The 13,423-nt window shown below is 68.7% G+C and carries 14 protein-coding genes and 2 pseudogenes; 11 read left to right on the forward strand and 5 right to left on the reverse strand.

Annotated features, from left to right (window positions below):
* The first annotated feature begins 108 nt into the window (after nt 1-108).
* The 3 genes from AB0M52_RS19675 (at nt 109) to AB0M52_RS19685 (ending at nt 3,695) form a co-directional block, all read left to right on the forward strand.
* Nucleotides 109-1,269: an NEW3 domain-containing protein gene (locus tag AB0M52_RS19675; RefSeq protein ID WP_363955453.1), complete on the forward strand. Its 1,161-nt coding sequence runs from the start codon at nt 109-111 to the stop codon at nt 1,267-1,269.
* A gap of 135 nt (nt 1,270-1,404) precedes the next feature.
* Nucleotides 1,405-1,944 carry a hypothetical protein gene (locus AB0M52_RS19680; RefSeq protein ID WP_363955456.1) on the forward strand — a complete coding sequence of 180 codons (540 nt, stop codon included), beginning with the start codon at nt 1,405-1,407 and terminating at the stop codon, nt 1,942-1,944.
* Between the two features lie 137 nt (nt 1,945-2,081).
* Complete coding sequence (locus AB0M52_RS19685; RefSeq protein ID WP_363955459.1) at nt 2,082-3,695, forward strand: DHA2 family efflux MFS transporter permease subunit; 1,614 nt, start codon at nt 2,082-2,084, stop codon at nt 3,693-3,695.
* On the opposite strand, the gene AB0M52_RS19690 is transcribed toward AB0M52_RS19685, so the two are convergent.
* The 4 genes from AB0M52_RS19690 to AB0M52_RS19705 all read right to left on the reverse strand — a co-directional run bounded on the left by AB0M52_RS19690 (nt 3,689) and on the right by AB0M52_RS19705 (nt 8,061).
* Nucleotides 3,689-4,663 (reverse strand): DUF817 domain-containing protein, encoded by a 975-nt coding sequence (locus AB0M52_RS19690; protein WP_363955461.1) that lies wholly within the window; start codon nt 4,661-4,663, stop codon nt 3,689-3,691. The genes AB0M52_RS19685 and AB0M52_RS19690 overlap by 7 nt on opposite strands.
* 88 nt (nt 4,664-4,751) lie before the next feature.
* The gene (locus AB0M52_RS19695; protein ID WP_363955463.1) at nt 4,752-5,978 is read right to left on the reverse strand and encodes a trypsin-like peptidase domain-containing protein; all 1,227 of its coding nucleotides are present in this window, start codon (nt 5,976-5,978) and stop codon (nt 4,752-4,754) included.
* Between the two features lie 377 nt (nt 5,979-6,355).
* On the reverse strand, nt 6,356-6,937 hold the full coding sequence (locus AB0M52_RS19700) for an HD domain-containing protein (protein ID WP_363955466.1): 582 nt from the start codon (nt 6,935-6,937) through the stop codon (nt 6,356-6,358).
* Nucleotides 6,934-8,061, reverse strand: coding sequence for a helix-turn-helix transcriptional regulator (locus AB0M52_RS19705; RefSeq protein ID WP_363955469.1), 1,128 nt, complete (start codon nt 8,059-8,061; stop codon nt 6,934-6,936). Before AB0M52_RS19705 ends, AB0M52_RS19700 begins: the two co-directional genes overlap by 4 nt.
* Nucleotides 8,062-8,469: 408 nt before the next feature.
* Between AB0M52_RS19705 and AB0M52_RS19710 the strand changes: the two genes are divergently transcribed.
* The 4 genes from AB0M52_RS19710 (at nt 8,470) to AB0M52_RS19725 (ending at nt 9,553) form a co-directional block, all read left to right on the forward strand.
* Nucleotides 8,470-8,646: a hypothetical protein gene (locus tag AB0M52_RS19710; RefSeq protein WP_363955472.1), complete on the forward strand. Its 177-nt coding sequence runs from the start codon at nt 8,470-8,472 to the stop codon at nt 8,644-8,646.
* Nucleotides 8,643-8,861 (forward strand): hypothetical protein, encoded by a 219-nt coding sequence (locus tag AB0M52_RS19715; protein WP_363955474.1) that lies wholly within the window; start codon nt 8,643-8,645, stop codon nt 8,859-8,861. The genes AB0M52_RS19710 and AB0M52_RS19715 overlap by 4 nt, the downstream gene beginning before the upstream one ends.
* Nucleotides 8,858-9,031 carry a hypothetical protein gene (locus AB0M52_RS19720; RefSeq protein ID WP_363955477.1) on the forward strand — a complete coding sequence of 58 codons (174 nt, stop codon included), beginning with the start codon at nt 8,858-8,860 and terminating at the stop codon, nt 9,029-9,031. Before AB0M52_RS19715 ends, AB0M52_RS19720 begins: the two co-directional genes overlap by 4 nt.
* Nucleotides 9,032-9,112: 81 nt before the next feature.
* Nucleotides 9,113-9,553: a hypothetical protein gene (locus AB0M52_RS19725; protein WP_363955480.1), complete on the forward strand. Its 441-nt coding sequence runs from the start codon at nt 9,113-9,115 to the stop codon at nt 9,551-9,553.
* A 361-nt stretch (nt 9,554-9,914) separates the two neighbouring features.
* On the opposite strand, the gene AB0M52_RS19730 is transcribed toward AB0M52_RS19725, so the two are convergent.
* Nucleotides 9,915-10,667, reverse strand: a complete 753-nt coding sequence (locus AB0M52_RS19730) for a GIY-YIG nuclease family protein (protein WP_363955482.1) — start codon at nt 10,665-10,667, stop codon at nt 9,915-9,917.
* A gap of 71 nt (nt 10,668-10,738) precedes the next feature.
* Here AB0M52_RS19730 and AB0M52_RS19735 point away from each other — a divergent pair, with 71 nt between their 5' ends.
* From AB0M52_RS19735 to AB0M52_RS19750, 4 genes and pseudogenes are all read left to right on the forward strand, one after another.
* Nucleotides 10,739-11,368, forward strand: a complete 630-nt coding sequence (locus AB0M52_RS19735; protein ID WP_363955485.1) for a DUF4291 domain-containing protein — start codon at nt 10,739-10,741, stop codon at nt 11,366-11,368.
* A gap of 180 nt (nt 11,369-11,548) precedes the next feature.
* A pseudogene (locus tag AB0M52_RS19740) lies at nt 11,549-12,145 on the forward strand (GNAT family N-acetyltransferase).
* Between the two features lie 104 nt (nt 12,146-12,249).
* Nucleotides 12,250-12,774 carry an NUDIX domain-containing protein gene (locus AB0M52_RS19745; protein WP_363955488.1) on the forward strand — a complete coding sequence of 175 codons (525 nt, stop codon included), beginning with the start codon at nt 12,250-12,252 and terminating at the stop codon, nt 12,772-12,774.
* Between the two features lie 317 nt (nt 12,775-13,091).
* A pseudogene (locus AB0M52_RS19750) lies at nt 13,092-13,423 on the forward strand (hypothetical protein); the annotation flags it as partial.

Consider the following 13,423-nt stretch of genomic DNA (forward strand, 5'->3'; position numbering starts at 1 on the left):
CGACCTGGCCGAGGTGCTCCGGGTCGCCCGGGACTCCGGCGCGCTCACCCTCGCGGTCACCAACGCGCCGGACTCGCCGCTAGCGGCCACCGCCGGGTGCAGGGCCGGGTGCCGGCCGGCATCGCCGGCCGCCTCGCCACGCCGCTCACCCAGGTCGACCAGCGACTGTCCGCCGCCTCGTCGGCCCTGATCGGCGTGGTGGCCCGGCTCGACCTGCCGGTCGGGGAGTGGCTGCCCGGCGACGTGGTGCCGGCCACGGTCACCGTCGAGAACACCGGCGGCAGCAAGCTGAACGGCCTGACCTCGACACTGCGTGCGCCGGAGGGCTGGACGGTGACCCCGGTCGCCGGCCAGGACACCAGCGTCGCGCCCGGCGCGACCGTACGCCACGGCTACCGGGTGCGGATCCCGGCCGGCCAGTCGCCGACCACCGCCAACCTGAGCGGCGAGGTGAGCTACCGCTACCAGGCGGGCAGCGCGACCCTGCCGGTCGCCGGCCCGCTGGGCGTCGCCCCGGCGGTGGAGATCGTTTCGGCCGCCGCGCAGCCCGCCGAGGTCACACCCGGCGCCACCGCGACGGTACGCACCGTGCTGCGCAACCGGGCGACGGCGCCGGTCACCGGCCGGCTCACCACCACCGGTCCGGAGGGCTGGCGGGTCGAGCCGGGCACGGCGGACTACCAACTCGCTGCCGGTGCCGAGACCACGCTGGAGACCAGGGTGATCGCGCCCCTGTCGGTGACCGAGGGGCCGGCCTCCATCACCGTGGCCAGCGGGACCACGGCCGCCGAAAGCCGGACCCTCGGGCTGCCGGTACGCATCCCCAACCCTCCGGCGGTCGCCCATGACCACATCGACCTCGGCGATCTGACCTCCGAACGAGCGCACAACCTCGCCGCGTCGACCCACTCGGGCACCAGCACGGAGGCCGGCCTCACCCGCCGCTACACCAACGTCACCTACCCCGGCGGCTGGTTCGAGTTCGACCTGGCCGTCGAGGCCGGCAAGCCGTTCATCCTGCGCGTGGTCGAGACCTACGACCAGGCGCAGTTGAAGGACTACGACGTCCTGGTCGACGGGGTGGTGGTGCACGCCCGGGCGTTCCGGCGGACCGCCGGCGGCGCGGGGACGGTGACGTACCAGTTCGTCGTGGACCGGCCGGACCTGACGGCGGACGGCAAGGTACGGGTGCGGTTCCTGGACACCGGCGAGGGCTACGACCCGTCAATCGCCGACGTCTGGGCCGTCCCCGTGGACCCGAACTCCTGACCGAGGCAATGAGCGGGACCCGACGACCTCCTCGATAGGCGGGACCCGAACGCGCCGGCCGCGCATCCCCGCGGCCGGCGCGGCGCCTGTTTCGCCCGGACGCCGGGCCTTGCGGTGGGCGGATAGCTTGTCGCCGTGAGAAGTGTGTCGGTGGCCGCCCCTGATGGCACGCGGTGGACCGTACGCGTGGCGTGGGAGCCGCGCTGGCGAGCGCTGGCCCGACGTTTCGGCGGCTGGCGCCGGAAGCGGAAGCGGGACAGCGGCTCCGGCGACGCCGTCGACGGGGCGGTGCAGATGGGTGACGCGGCAACGTCGGGTTCGAGCGGAGGCGGGGGAGGCGGTTTCGACCTGGGCGACGCGGTCTTCGTCCTCGTGGTCGTCTTCATCGCGGTCATCGCCGCCGCGGCCCTGTTCTGGTGGGTGTTGCTCCCGTTGCTGCTGATCCTCATCGACCTCGTCGTCGTGGCCGTGCTGCTGGTCCTCGCGGTCCTGGGCCGGGTGCTGCTCCGCCGACCATGGACGGTGGAGGCGACCGCCGGCAACGGCGAGCGGATCACCGCCGAGGTCGTGGGGTGGCGGGCCGCGCTGCGTCGCCGTGACGAGATGGCTGACCTGCTGGGTCGCGGGCAAGCCAGTGACGAGGAACACGCGGCGGGTCCATCTGCTGGCCGCTAATCCAGGGGCGGAATGTCGGTTGCGGCGGCTAATGTGCGCTGCGGGCTTCACCCTCCACCGCCACGCCTGCCTGGGCGGGCACGGTGCCGCCATCACCGCTCACCGTTAACTGGGCCAATTCCAATTCAGGAGATTTCGTGACACAGCAACCTGTCGCGACACCGCAGCCTGTCGCGACATCGGACAAGCTCGACGCCGCGGTTCTCAAGGTGGCGGGCGTCGTCGTGCTCGGCGCGATCATGTCGATCCTCGACGTGACGGTTGTCAGCGTCGCGCTGCCGACCTTCCAGAGCGAGTTCGGCGCGTCCTACGCCCGTGTGGCGTGGACGATGACCGCGTACACGCTCGCGCTGGCTACGGTCATCCCGCTCAGCGGGTGGGCGGCCGACCGGTTCGGCACCAAGCGCCTCTACATGATCGCCCTGGCGCTGTTCACGATCGGGTCCGGCCTGTGCGCCACCGCCGACACCATCGGGCAGCTGATCGCGTACCGCGTGTTGCAGGGCCTCGGTGGCGGCATGCTCATGCCGCTCGGCATGACGATCATGACGCGGGCGGCCGGGCCGCACCGGATCGGCCGGTTGATGGCCGTCCTCGGCATCCCGATGCTGCTTGGCCCGATCGGCGGCCCGATCCTCGGCGGCTGGCTGATCGACGTGGCGAGCTGGCACTGGATCTTCCTGATCAACCTGCCGATCGGCGTCATCGCGCTCATCTACGCGCAGCTCGCGTTGCCGAAGGACAACCCCGAGCCTTCGGAGTCGTTCGACTTCGTCGGCATGCTGATGCTCTCGCCGGGGCTCGCCCTGTTCCTGTACGGCGTCTCCTCGCTGCCCGAGGCCGGCACCTTCGCCGACTCCGGGGTGTGGGTGCCCATGCTGATCGGCGCCGCGCTGGTGGTGGCGTTCGTCCTCTACTCCTTCCGGCCGAGGCACCCGCTGCTTGACCTGCGGCTGTTCCGCAACCGCCGGCTGACCATCGCGGCGGTGACGATGTTCGTCTTCATCATCGCCTTCATGGGTGCCGGCCTGCTCTTCCCGAGCTACTTCCTGCAGGTGCGCGGCGAGTCGACGTTGGCCGCGGGCCTGCTGATCGCGCCCCAGGGCCTCGGCGCGATGCTCACCATGCCGATCGCCGGCATGCTGGCCGACAAGGTGCCGGTCGGCCGAACGGTGCCGTTCGCGCTGCTGCTGATCATCGCCGGGTTCTTCACCTTCACCCAGGTCGACGCGAACACCTCGTACGTACTGCTCTGCGGCTCGCTGTTCGTGATGGGTCTGGGCATGGGCGGCACGATGATGCCGATCATGACCTCGGCGTTGAAGACGCTGACCGGCCACGAGGTGGCCCGCGGCTCCACGCTGGTGAACATCCTTCAGCAGATCGGCGGCTCCGTCGGCGCCGCGGTGATGTCGGTGATCCTCACCAAGGAGCTGAACACGTCCCAGCCGATCCCCGGCGTGACCGATCCGAGCGGCAAGCCGCTCAGCGAGGCCGGGCTGGCCATCGCCGCGCAGCAGCGGCCGGAACTGCTCCAACAGTTCCCGGTCGACCCGTCGTTCATCGAACGTGGGCTCGACTTCGCCGCCAACGCGTTCGCCACGACCTTCTGGGTGGCGTTCGCGCTGGTGCTGCTGACGCTCATCCCGGCCGCGTTCCTGCCCCGCCGGCGTGAGCGCTCGCACCTGCTGGACGACCAGCCCGGGGATCAGCCCGGCGACCAGCCGAGGACGCCGGTCGTCGTTCACTGATTTCGAGCGCCAGGGGCCGTCGGACATGTTCCGGCGGCCCCTTCGGCGTCGGCGCGGCGGTCGCCCGAACCGGATGGTGAGAAGTTCTCCCGGGGACCATCGGCCGTCGGCGGCTGCGGCGGTGAGATCCAGGTGACCATCACGACAGAGATGATCATCAGGAGGAACCACGACGCGAGTTTCGACAGCGAAACCGGGTGCCAACCGTCCAACTGGCTGGGGTAGAGCCAGGCATTCGACCAGGTGGCGATGTTCTCCGCCAGCCAGATGAAGAAGGCGACCAGGAGAAAAGCCAGCAGGAGTGGCATCCGCAAGCGGAGCCGGAATACGCGGAACTGCATGACGCAGCGCCCGAACACGAGCGCGACGACGCCGATGAGCAGCCATCGGACGTCCCAGACGTAGTGGTTGGTGAAGAAGTTGACATAGATCGCCACGGCCACGGCAGCCGTCGCCCAGCGCTTCGGATAGCGGGAGAAACGCAGGTCGAACAGCCGGTTGACCCGGACCAGGTAGGAGCCGACCGCGGCGTACATGAAGCCGGTGAAGAGCGGCACCGCACCGAGCCGCAGTACGCCGTCGCCCGGGTAGGACCACGAGCCGATATGGGTCTTGAACAACTCCATCGCCGTGCCGACGAGGTGGAACAGGATCACTACCCGCAGTTCGCGCAGGCTTTCCAGGCGTCCGGCCACCATCGCGATCTGGATGGCGACCGCGGCGAGCGTCAGGAAGTCGTTGCGGGTCAGCGCGGCGTCCGCCGGGTACCAGAGATGCGCGGCGAGGATGATCGCCAGCATCGCCCCGCCGAACACGCACGCCCAGGCCTGTTTGAGCCCGAAGACCGCGAACTCGGTCAGCCAGCCGGCCGGTCCGCGCTGGGGGAAACGCGCCAGAATCGCACGGAACCGGGCATCGATCGCGCGCTCGGCCGTGGTCAGGGTGGCTGGTCCGGAAGGGGTACGCACCGCCCGACGCTAGCTCGCCGTCCCAGGTCACGCGACACTCATCGGCCGTGTGGGGACGCGAAGCACGTCCCCGCACGGGCCGTCGGCGTCAGCCGTTGTCGATCAGGCTGGCGATCTCGTTGTAGATGAGGTGCGCCTTCGCGCCCTGGTTGGACGGGCAGCCGCCGAGGTGGTGCAGGGCGATCACCCGATGGCTGCTGTTCAGCACCGGCGAGCCCGAGTTGCCGCCGGAGGTGTCACAGCTGTAGCTGATGTTCCAGGTGTTGTAGTTCGCGTTCCGTACGGTGCATCTCGCGCCGTTCTGGGAGTCTTCAAAGATCGACAAGCGCTTGGGGCTGCCGTCGCCGTGCCCGGGGATGTACATCTGGGTGCCGGTGGTGGTGGCGGTCGTCGCCAGGTAGAGCGTGCCGAACCCCTGGATGGCGGCGAAGTTGTTCACCGAGTACAGGGTGTAGTCCAGTTGGTTGGAGCCACCACTGCTCACCCGGTAGAGCGTGGCACCGCTCACCTTGGTGCCGGGGCCGGGGTTCGCGCCGCCGCAGGTGGCGCACTGGTAGTTGAACTGCATCTCGCTGCCACTGACCGCGGCCTGCGTCGAGAAACAGTGCTTGTTGGTGAGCATCCGGTTGGTGTTGCCGACCCGCCAGGTGGTACACATGCCGCCGCCGCTGATCAGTAGCCGCGCCACCGCGTTGCCGCGGGCGTACTCGGTGGGGTGGCTGCTCTGGTAGCAGACCACGTCGCGGCGGGCGTCGGTGCTACAGACGGACTGCGTGGAGAAGTTGTACTCCGTGATCTCCGTGCGGTCGTAGCCACGCCAGAATCGGTCGATGGTCGCGACGCTGCCACGGGAGGAGCGGCTGCTGTGCAGCGTCACCACTGCCGCGTCGCCCTCCACCGACATCGCCCAGAAGCCCGGCCGCCCGTCGGTGGTGTAGTCCGAGCCGGTCGCCCGGTTCAGGTGGCGGTCGTACCGGTAGCTCTCCCGGCCGTCGGGGCTCGACACGGTGACGTACTCGTCGGCGGCCAGTCGCAGCGCGCTGAAGTGCACCTTGACGTACGTGGCGCCGGGGTGACGAATGATCTGGGTCCGGCCGTTGCGGGCGTACGACAACGAGCCGTCGACGGTGCGCAACTCGCCGACTGTCGTCACGCCCTCGGCCGCGAACTGATCCGACTCGGGTGCCCGGGCCGAGTGCGGCGCGAGAGGTTGAACCGAGTACGCCTCGGCGGGCGCTGACAGCAGGCTCAGCCCAAGTGTGCAGGCGCCGAGCGTGACCACCACCGTTCGCAGGCGTCGCAGGGCATGTTTCATCGTCGCTCCTCCCCAGGAACCAGAACCTTAACGAGTCCTAAGTCTTCATACACGAGGCCGAGCGAAACATGCAAGATAATCTATGTCTGCTCGGTGCTGACTGTGGCCTGTCCTGGCCCTGCCCGAGGCGTGAGGTGGAGTTGCGGGCGGTGCGCGCCGACGCCCCGGCGACGCTGGCCCCTCCACCTCAGCTCCACCTCGTCCACGCCGCCGAGGCCGGGCCAGACGCGGAGGGCCGGGTATGGAGGGCTACGGATCAACGCCCGACGTCAGAGACGCACGCGGACGCGCCCGGACGGAACGCGCAGAGCTCAGATGAGCGAGGGGTCAACGCGGTGAGGGCCTTGAGCCTTCGGTGGTAGATCTACGGATGTCCTTTACTCCGAGAGCGGGGGAGGGGTGAGCCAGGCGAGGGGTTGTCCGCTGAGGGCGGCGTCGGCGAGGCGGTGGGCGCTGGCGGTCTTGAGCGCGGCTCGTGAGCTGTCGATCCAGCGTTGGACGTTGTCGATGCCCTGGTGGCGGTATTCGACGGCTTGGACGAGGCATTCCAGCTTGTCGGCATCGCGGGCGACGACGGCTTCGAGCGTCTCGGCGGCTTCGTATTCGGCAACTGCGGCGGTGATGACGTCGGCGACGGCTGGTGGGCAGGCGGCGACTTGGTCGGCGGTGATGGTGGTGTTGGGTACGGCGGTGAGGTAGCGCTTGGCGATGTGTGGGATGTCGGTGATCCGGGTTTCTTGGGTGTCGTGCAGGATGCACAGCATCGACACCCGGGCCGGGTCGGCGCCCTCCATGGCGGCGAGCATCATTCCGATGAGCGCCGTGCGGAATGAGTGGTCGGCGATGGACTCGGGGTGCTTGACGCCGGCGAACGACCAGCCGGTGCGGGCGGCGCGTTTGAGGACGCCGGCTTCGAAGATGAAGCTCACTGCTCCGGCGGCGTCGTGGTCGTCGGTCATCTGCCCGTCCCTGTGCCGGTGAGTCCGTCCGCCCGCAGGCTGTAGACGATTGAGGTTAGTTCCTGCCGCGACTGCGCGGAGATCCGGTCACTATCCAGGAGAGGGACACTGTGGTCGAGGAGTGACCGAGTCGCGGCGGGGTTGTCGAGAGCGAGGCCGCGTCGTGCCGCCAGCAGAGCCCAGACGTTGTGGATGTTGAGGTCGACGAAGGGATGCGCTGGGTCGAGGCGCTGGACCAGGTGCCGAAGAAGGATCGAGCCATGCCAGTCGGCGAGCGTTCCGGGCATAAAGGAATCGTCGCGGTGGCGGTACGGGATCTCGCCCACCCAGTAGGCCGAGTAGTTGAGGGCTGCTCGTTCGCAGGCGTCGTCCGGGTGCGCGTGGGCGATGAAGTCCCGCAAAGGTTCCGGGTCGCCCTGGTTGGCGAGGGACGTGACGACGGAGCGGGCATCCGGCCACAGCGGTGACCAGGTGCGGAAACTGGTCGCCCGGCGGGCGCGGACGGTGGTCTGGGTGAGCCATCCTGCCGCCGCCCTGGTCGGGTCCATGCCGGCGAGGAAGCAGGCTTGCCGGTGCAGCAGCACGTTCGGATCGCGTCCGGTGGCCGCGCGTTCGGCGAGCACGTGAAGGTGGGCGAAGAAGGTGTGCTGTTCGTCGACGGGCAGGGTCGGTCCGGACGCGACCGGACCCCGCCGGGGATGGGCGACGGGTAGCCCTCTGGCGAAGGTCGGTGTCTGCCCGAGGACGGCCCAGAGGATCAGATCGGCCAGACGGTGGGTGAGTACGTACCAGCCGAGCGGCTGCTCGGCGATGTCGCAGCGGTCCACCTGTTCGCCGAGGACTGCGGCGAGGATGAGATCCGCCTCGGCGGCGTCGTCGAGTGCGGCGAGCAGGATGGTGTTCGCGCCGAGCCGGCTGAGCCGGTGCCGGACGGCGATCGCTTGCCCGAGCGGCACCGCCGTGAACGGCCGGCGCCCGGATTCCCAGCTCTGCACGGTCACGCGGTCGACGCCCACGTCGACGGCGAGCTGCTCCTGCGTCAGCGGGATGGACTCCCGGATCAGCTTCAGCAGGTAGCCGGTCACCTCACCGCGCTGTAGTGCTGATCGTCCGCGACCTGCCATCCGTCATCCCTCTACGTTGACCGGTGGTCGACGTTCCCGCCGTGAAACCAACGCTGCCGCCGGGCATCTGGGCTGCTCACTCGTACTACGGGTGAGTCGAACCGTCGTCGCCGTGATCGTAGCGTCGCAGTTACCGAACGTTCCAGAGCCGATCCCGTGGTTCGGGGGTCGGTCATGGAGCGCTGCCCGGCGGAAGGAGGCAGTGATGCGGGACAGAACACCACCGTGGTGACGAGTGTCCTACGACCAGTACCTGATCGCCGTCGCGATGACCATGGCCCGGCGACACCGCCCGGCATGGTCGTGGCGGAAGTGGAGCTGGATCTGCCGCTGCGGGGCAGACCTGCCCTGTCGTAGCCGACACCGCATCCCAATCAACCGGAAGCACTGGCCCGCCCAGGAGGAGCAATGAGCAACGAGGCGGAGCGGATCCTGGTCGTGCATCTGCCGGGGACGGACGGCCTGTGTACCGGTTGTCAGGCGTGGTGGTCGCGGCTGACGCCGTACCCGTGCTGGCAGGTGGACTGGGCGACCAGCTGGCAGGGGCGGTCCGTGACGGCGGCGCTGCTCGGGGGCCGCGCATGACCACGCACGGCCCGGTGCTGCCGATCTGGAGCTGCGGCGGCTGCGACATGCCCTGGCCCTGCCGCGCACGGCAACGAGAGCTACGCGCGGAGTTCGACGGCGCTCCGATATCCCTGGCTCTCTACCTGGGTGCCCAGCTGGTGCGCGCCTCCGAAGACCTGACCTGGGTGCCGGCAGGGGTGCTGCACAAACGCTTCCTCGGCTGGCTGCGGTGAGTATCCTGCGGCCCGGCGACGAGAAGTACCACTACAGCGACGGCTCCCACAAGTGGATCCCGCCGGACCTTGACTACGACCAGGACGTCTGGGACGAACAGGTCCGCCAGCACAAGCAGGGCCACCTCAGAAATGAGCAACCCAAGGTACGCATCCAGCGCCTCGTCTGAGTACCGCAGCGGTTCCAGCCCCAAGATCAGCTGGCCGGGTACGACGCCGCGTTCTTCTGCCTCGGGGTCTCCTCCGTGGGCATGACCGAGGCCGCGTACCGGGCGGTCACCTACGACCTCACCCTCGCCGCCGCGCGGGCGCTGCTGGCCGCCAACCCCAACCTGACCTTCTGCTACGTCTCCGGAGCCGGCACCGACGGCACCGGCAAGACCCGCATGATGTGGTCCCGCGTCAAAGGCGAGGTCGAGAACACCCTGCTGGCGCTGACACCACGGGCCTACATGTACCGCCCCGCGTTCATCCTGCCCCTGCCCGGCAGCCAGGCGAAAACCAGGTGGTACGCCGTGCTGTACCGGATTGTGACACCGCTGTATCCCGTACTACGCCGACTCGCGCCACGTTACGTCACCACGAGCCTGCAACTCGGCCAAGCCATGATCGAAACCGCCCGCAGCGGAGCACCTCGTCGGGTCCTGGAGACGCCGGACATCAACGAAGTAGCCGCCAGTCACTCGCGTTAGGCGCCATCACCGCCGAGAAAGCTGACGGAGGCAGGCGGTCGTCGCGGTTGACTGAACGGCCGCGTTGCTCGGCAGCGGGTTCCTCGTTGTCCCGGGCATGTCGGCAGCGAAGCGCCGTACGCCACCAGTGGTGGTGCGGCAACCAAAGACGGCGCCCCTGTCGACGGAGGCCCGGCAGCAGGCGGTCACCGCGCTAACCGTCATGATCCACCAGTGGCGGGTGGCGGGTGGATTCTGCCACGTATGGTCCACCGATAGTCCCTGACCTGGGGAAACGTGAGCCCCTGGTTGGCAGTGCACGAACCGCCTCGCGCGCCCGCTCGGCCATAAGCGCGCACCGGCACGTGTGTCGAGCAGACGGTTACGGCGTTCGCGAGGGCTCGTCCGGGCGGCTACTGGCGTTGTATGAGTTTTTGGCGGCGACCACGGCCGCCTGGAGGTGCTCGGGGTCGACGCCGTGTACGTTGAGCGGCGGGTGCAAGCGCCGGACAAGTTCGGCCTCGATGGTCGCCGGCTCCGCGTCCTCCGCCCACGTCAAACGCAGGTGCGCGGACATCCACGCGGTCAGCCGCGACTCGTCCTCAGGGACCAGGACGACACGATCGGTCCAGGTCGTCCGGTATCCCTCGGACACCAGAAGCCCGGCCAAGGTACGGCGCAGAGTCGAGCTGCCCGAACGCCTCAGATGGTTGCGCAGGATCCGGCCCCGCAGGCTGGTTGCCCGGCCGAGATACAGCAGCCGTAGCGACGGGATGCTCTCATTCGGTGGCCCGGGAAGGTCGGGAAAGATCGAAGGACCAGCCCACCAGGCGTAGACACCGCTGCCACGGCTGAGCCGCTTGACGGCGACATCGACTCCGACCGGCGCGCCGCAGAGCAGCCGCAGGGCCTCTTCGACCCGGGCTCCGTCGGTGGGGGCACCGTCGGGTCGGGTTTCGGGAATGGTCATCGAGATCATCCCAGGCGTCCCCGGCGGATCGTGGCCGGGGCTGCGAGGACGCGGATGCTCCACGCAAGGTTCGGCAGCGCCGCGATCGGCGGCTACGGATACTGACAGGCCGATCAGCAGGCCGCGCGCTGTCGGCGGCAGATGCGGATGCCGCCGTAGGTTCATCTCGGCCTGGTGGTGGCGTGGATGCGGAATCTCGGTGGAGCGTTCGGGTCCCGATCGGTGAGGATCTGCGCGTGTCCGTTCCCGCCCGTCAGATCCGCGCCGGCTACTCGGCCAGCACCATCACCGTGTACCAGGCGTACCCTCCGCAGATCGCGCTGCCGGCGGTGACCGCCGGCCGTTTCGTGGCCCCCTTCAAACGGGACCGGATGACGTGGATCAAGCCGTCTTTCCTGTGGATGATGTACCGCTGCGGCTGGGCCACCAAGCCAGGGCAGGAGCGCGTGCTGTCCATCGACATCACGCGGGAGGGATTTGAGTGGGCTCTCGCGCGAGCATGTCTGAGTCACTACGACCGAGACCTGCACGGCGACAAGGCGACCTGGTCGCGACAGCTGAAGACCAGCCCAGTCCGAGTGCAGTGGGATCCAGAGCGGTCACTGCATCTTCAGGCGTTGCCGCACCGGTCGCTGCAGGTTGGACTGTCCGGCGAGGCTGTCGACCGGTACGTTGACGACTGGCTGGTTGCCCTCACGGACATTACTCCCACCGTTCACCGAGTCCGGGACCTGCTACGCCGCGGCGACACACAGGCGGCAGCAGCTCAACTGCCGATCGAGAACGCCTACCCGCTGCAGGATCAGATCGCCACCGGCCTTAACACCAGCCCGGACGTCACCACCGAAGAAGCGCCTGACCAGTAGTACGGACAGTGACGACCGCTCGGCAGGCCGACGTGCCCTGGTCTCGGCAGGACCGCGCGCCGAGCGTTAGGCACGTTCGTTACGCAACGCGACGCCCGGTCGGCGGCATGAGCGGGCGGTGATTTGCCATAGAGTCGACGCGTTCCGTCACTTGCCACACCCGCACTGCCGCGCGGTTCAATGGCGGCGCTGACGCAGCCTGATATTGACACAAACGACCTGCTGCTTCGCCCCTGGCAGCCGTCGGATCGCCACGCTGTCGTGGCCGCCTACGCCGACCCGGCCATCCAACGCTGGCACTGCCGCTCGATGACCGACGACGAGGCTGGCGACTGGATTGCTGCCTAGCCTGGTAGGTGGCGTAGCGAGACCGGTGCCGGGTGGGCCGTGCTCGATGCGGGGTGCGTCGTAGGGCAGGTCAGCCTGCGCCGAGTGGACCTTGCCGAGGGCTTGGCCGAGGTGTCCTACTGGGTGCTGCCTGACGCTCGGGGTCGTCGCGTCGCCTCCCGGGCGTTGTCCGCGGTAACTGAATGGTCCTTCGCCACCCTGCGGCTGCACCGCGTCGAGCTGTCCCATTCGACGGCGAACGTGGCGTCCTGCCGGGTCGCGCAGTACGCCGGCTTCGCAGCGGAGGGAACGAAACGCGGCGAAGGCCGCCATGCCGACGGCTGGCACGACATGCACCTCCACTCCCGCCTCGACAACGACCCTGTGAGCGGAACGCCCGCTCATCGGCTACGACCGGACGCCAATGCGGGCCGACGTCACCGTCGGTGACGAGCACCTCGCGGCATGTGCGGACGTTGCTGGCCGTTGTGCGGGCAGCCGCCATGACAAGGCGAGGAACCTTCGGTGTCACAGCCTCGCCGTAGGTTCGGCTGATGAGTGAAGAGCTGCTGATGCGATCTTGCGCGGCTGCGGAAGTGGACGCGCGCCGGGCCGTTCGGGAGTTCGACAACGCATGCCAGTGGCTGGACCGGGCCAAAGAGGCGCTCGTGTCCCCGCTTGGGGCCGAGGTATGGGTCTTCGACGAGGATCTGGCTCAGGTGCTGCTCCTGAACCATCCCTGGCGGGCCTGGGTCCCACCCGGCGGGAAGGTCGAGCCCGGCGAGACGCCTCGGGAAGCAGCCAGCCGTGAGCTATTCGAAGAAACCGGACTCCGCGCGGAGTTGCTGTCTACGCCCGCAGCCGTTGCCGTTCGCTCTTATAGCCGAGGCTGGTCCCCGACCCTCGGGCTGTCGTATGTCGCGATCGTTGACGTCTCCACGCCGCTCGTCGAAGAGAGCGGACAGCCGCTGGCATGGACGTGCCTGGACCACGACTGGGACAGCGTCTTCCCTGATGACCCACGTCGCATCCGTTGGCATGCAGGGCAGCTAGCGCATGGACGAATCCCCAGGTGGTGAACTGCAGGGCTCGGCCAAAGGCCGCGCACGAGCAGCGGCAGATGAGGGCGCCGCTGGCATTGTGGGGGCAACTGCAGATCTGGAGGACCCATGGCGCCGAACTCCAAGATCGCTGGGTCATTGCTCGTGCTGATCCTCCTGGGCGGTTGCGCCGACACGAGCCCACCGGGCGTCGACGCGGGCACCACGTCCGGCCGATCCGCCACCGACCACGCGTCTGCCTTCCCGAATCAGGGCGAGCTGAATGAAGTCGCGGCCGACGTCAGGCGCCTGGGCGAAGGCGAACTCGCCGACGTTACACCGGCCTCGCCATTGACGTGCACGACGACCGCGTCGACGTGTGGGCGACGGATCCACCACGATTCGCAGCAGCAATCGATGCGATGCCCTGGGGGCAACGGATAAGGCTGCATCCGGCCCGGCACGCTGCGGCTGACCTGGAGCCGACCCACGAAAGGATCCTGCAGGAGCAGGACCACTGGCGGCAGCAGGGGTTGCCGGTGGTGCAGTCAGGCGTACGTCACGATGGTTCCTGCATCGAGGTCGGCACCCCTGATCCGCAGCGGGCCGAGCGCGAATTCCTCCAGCGCTACCCCGGCGTCCCGATGTGCTTTGGGATGGAGGTGTGCCCGACCTCCAACGTGCGGAC

Source organism: Micromonospora sp. NPDC051296 (assembly GCF_040682255.1).
GTDB lineage: Bacteria > Actinomycetota > Actinomycetes > Mycobacteriales > Micromonosporaceae > Micromonospora > Micromonospora craterilacus.